The sequence below is a fragment of the Dysgonomonas sp. 521 genome (assembly GCF_010501055.1).
In the GTDB taxonomy this organism is placed as follows: Bacteria; Bacteroidota; Bacteroidia; order Bacteroidales; family Dysgonomonadaceae; genus Dysgonomonas.
Genome location: NZ_QVMO01000150.1, coordinates 1 through 5,278, shown reverse-complemented (window position 1 = coordinate 5,278; position 5,278 = coordinate 1). Strand labels below are relative to the sequence as shown.

3 protein-coding genes and 1 pseudogene are annotated in these 5,278 nt (G+C 34.8%); all 4 read right to left on the bottom strand.

Annotation, left to right across the window (positions count from 1 at the left end; all coding sequences use genetic code 11):
- Positions 1-25: 25 nt before the first annotated feature.
- The 4 genes and pseudogenes from D0T84_RS21170 to D0T84_RS21155 all read right to left on the bottom strand — a co-directional run bounded on the left by D0T84_RS21170 (position 26) and on the right by D0T84_RS21155 (position 4,912).
- Positions 26-613: a biotin/lipoyl-binding protein gene (locus D0T84_RS21170; protein WP_163309924.1), complete on the bottom strand. Its 588-nt coding sequence runs from the start codon at positions 611-613 to the stop codon at positions 26-28.
- An 18-nt stretch (positions 614-631) separates the two neighbouring features.
- Positions 632-2,806, bottom strand: a pseudogene (locus D0T84_RS21165) (peptidase domain-containing ABC transporter).
- Between the two features lie 110 nt (positions 2,807-2,916).
- On the bottom strand, positions 2,917-4,365 hold the full coding sequence (locus D0T84_RS21160; RefSeq protein ID WP_163309923.1) for a retropepsin-like aspartic protease: 1,449 nt from the start codon (positions 4,363-4,365) through the stop codon (positions 2,917-2,919).
- Positions 4,366-4,513: 148 nt separating this feature from the next.
- The gene (locus D0T84_RS21155) at positions 4,514-4,912 is read right to left on the bottom strand and encodes a hypothetical protein (RefSeq protein ID WP_163309922.1); all 399 of its coding nucleotides are present in this window, start codon (positions 4,910-4,912) and stop codon (positions 4,514-4,516) included.
- Positions 4,913-5,278 lie beyond the last annotated feature (366 nt).

Here is a 5,278-nt window from a genome sequence, read left to right as displayed (position 1 = left end):
GCTTAAGAAAAAAACGGTAATTTTGTCAGACTAATTTGCACAGTGAGTGGGTGGGTATCACCGGAATCACTGGGTGGGTATCGCCGGAATATGCAATCTTCTCTTTCATAAAATCAATCTTTTTGGTATAATATTGCAATCGTTTAAATTCGTAATAATCAAAAAGAGTAATATAAAAACTGGAATATAAAGATTGTATTGGCCCAAGTTTTAAGTCTTTAGAAGGAAGACTTATGATAGTATCTATATTTTGGTTCAGTTGTTCTATATATTGTTTTAATACTTGTATATCCTTTGTGTTTGCAGAATTTTCTATTACTGCCAAAAAGTCTCCCTGTTCTACCTCTTGCGTATCCATGATGTTTAACTCCTGAATTTTACCAGAAGTGCGGGAAACTAAAGCTGTAGCCGGCATAGAACCGGTAAGTGTCATTGAAGTGGTTATTATATCCGGATACTTAAATATAGCACTGCCTATAAGAACAATGAGAACAATTAGGGCTATAATTGTAATACCTCTTCGCAATATCCACGAAGGGATGCTTCCCATTATTTCCTGAAATTCTTCGCTACGAAGTTCTATTTGTTTGTCAACATCTATTTTCTTGTCCATCTTACCCATATGAATCGTCTACATCCCTAATTCCAGTTGATTCTTTACCAAAGTATAGTAGGCTCCTTTTTTATCAGTCAACTCTTTGTGCGAACCTTCTTCTATTATTTTACCCTTATCCATAACAACGATGTTATCTGCACTTTGAACCGTACTTAAGCGATGGGCGACTATAATAACGGTTTTCCCTTTATAAAAGTTATTCAGATTATCTAATATTATCTTTTCGTTATTGGCATCCAATGCGTTTGTTGCTTCATCGAAAAATAGAAATTCAGGATTTTTATAAACTGCACGGGCAATTAGCAAGCGCTGACGTTGCCCTTGACTGATTCCATTTCCTTCCATACCTATTTTGGTGTTATATTTAAGAGGTAACAATTCAATAAACTCTTTAATATTAGCAACTTCTACCGAACGAAGTAAACGTTGTTTATCCACATAGTCTTCCCCAACGGCAATATTATTAGCGATAGTATCAGAAAAGATAAAACCATCCTGCATTATAGCTCCAGATTTCTGTCTCCATAAATGAGGGTTAATATCATCAATAGGTATATCCTTTATTTTTATATTTCCTTTGTTAGGTTCATAAAATGCTAATAACAGCTTTATCAATGTTGTTTTTCCACTACCACTGGCTCCAACTATAGCTGTAACTTTGTTTTCTGGTATGGTTAAATTGATACCATCTAAAACATAGTTCCTATCTGCCCCATCATAACTAAAATATAAATTTTCAATATGAATGGACTTATTTGAAGGAAGTTCATTAATCTTTGATTCTATTGTTTGTTCCTCATCCTCCTTATTATGGATTTCATTAAGGCGTTCAAGGCTGATTTTTGCATCTTGAGCTGCCTGAACAAATCCTATTACCTGCCCTATAGGGCCTGATAACTGTCCAATAATATAGCTGACAGCCATCATCATTCCCAACGTCATCTCTCCCTCAATAACTGAACGGGCAGCGATGAATGAGGTTGTTTGAGTAAAAAAACAGCACCTATTTGCTGATATTGCCCTAATGCAAGCCCTCTAATACTTATTTTAAATAGTTTGACTTGTATGCGTTCCCATTTCCAGCGTTGTTGTTTCTCACAGTTATTCAGCTTTATTTCCTGCATGCCTGTTACAATCTGTACTAAGTTACTTTGCTCAGCAGAAGCCTGAGAGAAGCGTGCCATATCCAACTTACGCCTATAACGAAGGAATAACAATATCCAAATAATATACAGAATATTTCCCAATAAGAATATCGTTAATATAACTAGATTATAATAGGCGAAAATAATAGCGAAAATGATAAAATTCACAAAAGAGAATAAGGTCATTAATGTAGAACCAGTTAAAAACGATTCAATTCGATTGTTATCTCCAATACGTTGCATTATATCTCCTACATTTTTTGTATCGAAGAAACGAATTGGTAGCCGCATAAGCTTGGCTAAAAAATCTGATATAAGGGATATGCTTATGCGGGTATTAACATGAAGTGTTATCCAGTTACGTATAAATTCTACTGATAATTGGGTAATAAATAATACCAATTGAGCAATAAGTATCAGGGTAATAAAATTCAGATTATTATTACCAATACCCTGATCGACAACAGCTTGAGTCAAAAAATGGTGCAATAAGCGCAATAAGGCTTCCTACTACCATACCACCTATCAACTGTATGAACTGGGATTTATAAGGACGTAGATATTGCAAATAAAAAGTTAAACCCTTAGCTCTCTTATCTTTTTCAACTTCCCTTTCATAAAAATCAGGAGTAGGAGCTAATAGCAAAGCCATCCCAACATCTTTTCCTTTCAACTTTGTAGTCGCCCAGCATTTCAGAAATTCCTCTTTATCCATAGTAAATTTCTCTCCTGCCGGATCTGCTATTTTTATAGAATAATGTGTATGCCTGCTCAGTAAACTTCTTTTTTTAACAACTCCATAGCAAACAACAAAATGATTCTGATTCCAATGCAAAATGCAAGGAAACGGAACTTCTTTGACCAATTGCCCGAAATCGCAACGAATACTCATAGTCCTGAACCCAATATGCTCGGCTGCATCACTTATTCCCAACATAGATACTCCCAGACGGGTTATAAAGCTTCTTTCCCGTAGGAATTGCAAAGTGTAATTTCGTCCATAATACTTAGCGATCATTCGTAGGCAGGTTGGCCCACAATCCATCAAATCCAGTTGAGTATATAAAGGGAAGCTCTTTTTCACAAATTTATTTTTGTTTTTAGTTATAGTTTTTGCTATCTTGTTGTGCTTACCTGCAACAATACTAGGACTGTTTATTTTTTCTGTTCAAGAATATCTATTCGCATGTTACGAAAATCGAATAAGATTTCTTCTCCCAGATGTTTAAAAAAGTCATATCCTACTACTCCCTCTGTAATATCCAGGTATGTGCTATTTGCAGGTGTTGCATCTGGTGTATTCCAATCCTTCAATGAGGAGATATATACCTTATTGTTTTTTTCTATATTTAACACCTTGCCATTAAATGTGATAGACGGATTGTCTGCAATCTCATGAGGTATATTCTGGCGAATATCGTGAAACATTGCTCTATTCAAAGAGTCTTTTTCTGTTAGTGTATCAATCGGTATATCTTTTTTATGTTTTTCATAAAACCAGGAATCTATGGTTACATATTCATTATCTCCAGTATCTACAAAAGCAGTTAATGAAAGGTTGTTGATTTTTATTTGTGTGAACAGTTTTTTTGTGAAGATGAAAATGTTCGGATCTTTTCCTGAGAATATTTCCTCTTCCGGTGTAGGAAAGCACAATACTTTGTCTGTCCAATTTAGCTTAATTTTCCCTATCAGGCTCATTGCTTTTAATCCCACAACAACATCAAAAGAATGATAGAAGTTATTCAACTCTTCTTTTTTCAAAGAATCGAGCCACACAGAGTCGGAGACATTAACCAAAGACTTTCTATCCCAAATAAAGACCGGGATATTATATAGTGTAATATTTGCTATACGCACCGAGTCAAGAATACCTGAATAGCCTTGTACTTCTCTTCCGTTAAGTGTTCCTATCGTATCATTATCATAAATAGGATATCTTCTTACACCTATCTTTTTAGCAATATTACTATCTATAGAGAAGTACTCTGTTACACCGGTATCAAAAACGGTTTTTATCTTATTCTCCTCATTATATATGGCTTCAAAAAACAATAAATCATTGATAATGCTATCACTTACTATAGCTGTTGTGTTTTTCGAATCATCCCGCGAAATTCTGATGGGCGGTTCCTGCATTCTACGCAGGGTTTGTCTTTCCCAATCGGAAACGCACCTGTCCCATTCCGAGAGTGCGCCATTATCTCCTCCGTCGGGATTTTCTTCGATATAAGACCTTATAAGGCTACAGGTAGACAGTGCTTTCTCATAGTCCTGTAATGTTTCGGTGTAGAGTCTCCACAACCGGAAATAGAATTCAATATTCATCAGGCCAAAAGGTCTGTACTCTCTTAATACATCTTCCAGATAAACAACCGCGCTATCGGGTTTGCTCTGAAAATCAGCCATTGAATATTTGTAGAAACTTTCTATGGAAGGTTCCAAGGCATATCCCCATGTTTTCAGATAGGAATAAAACTTCTTCGCTTCCCAATAATTACCGCCCTCGAGTTTATCTACCATTTTCTGGTTGATATTCTTCTGTGCAAAGAGCCACGTGCAAGAGCAGATAAAAAGGCATGAAAAATACAATCTGTGCTTCATTGGTTGTTAGTTTTAAAATCCTATTTAAGTTATTAATAGTTTTTCTCAATTATAAAAATCTGATTTCGGAACACAGATAACACAAATCGTTCTGTTATTTATCTGACCTGTGTCATTCTGTGTTCTTTCTTCTTATACTAATTAATCATTATTTTTTACCAAAAGTATAAGAACCTGTAAATTGGATACTACTTCCACTCATAGTATTATAATTATAATTTACTCCCAAATTAAAATTACCATAACTCCCGGAATAACCGACTGAATGTGAGGAAGAACCATTCTGGGTGTTGTAAACTGACGACCCCGTAATTTTATGAATGATTTTTGATCCCGATGTTTTAGTGGAATCCGTTCTAGCTACATAAGTAGAATCACTACGTACAGGATCTTGGCCGCCAAGAAGCTGCGCAGCTTCTTGTGTGGATAGTTCGTCAAAACCATCCAATGAAATTTTTTTTAATTGTTTCATGTGTTTTGTTTTTAGAAAATTAATAAAATAAAACTGTTTTAAATAATCCTTTTTTCCCAGTTCACCTCCTTTCATTTTCAGTCTATTACTCAACTCCCAGTCGCATATTATTCTATATTCAGAATCATTTAAACGCTTAACTCTCGAAAGAAAACATATCCTATTATCCTATCAAATACGTTTATAAAATTTCAAGGAGAGCTATCAAGGTAAAAAGTTATAGTTTGCTTTTCATTAATGAAACTCATTCAAGGATTAAAGTGTTTAACATTATTGTATAATATAATTGCCTCTTGAATAATTTCATCCATATTATAATATTTATCATTGTTGTCCGCTAAAAGCCGAAAGCTTGCCTATTTTAGACATATCCTCTTGTATATCAGTGTTTGTTTTTCGCATAATCAAAAGTAAGCCCCCTGTATTTCAGGGAATAGAGAA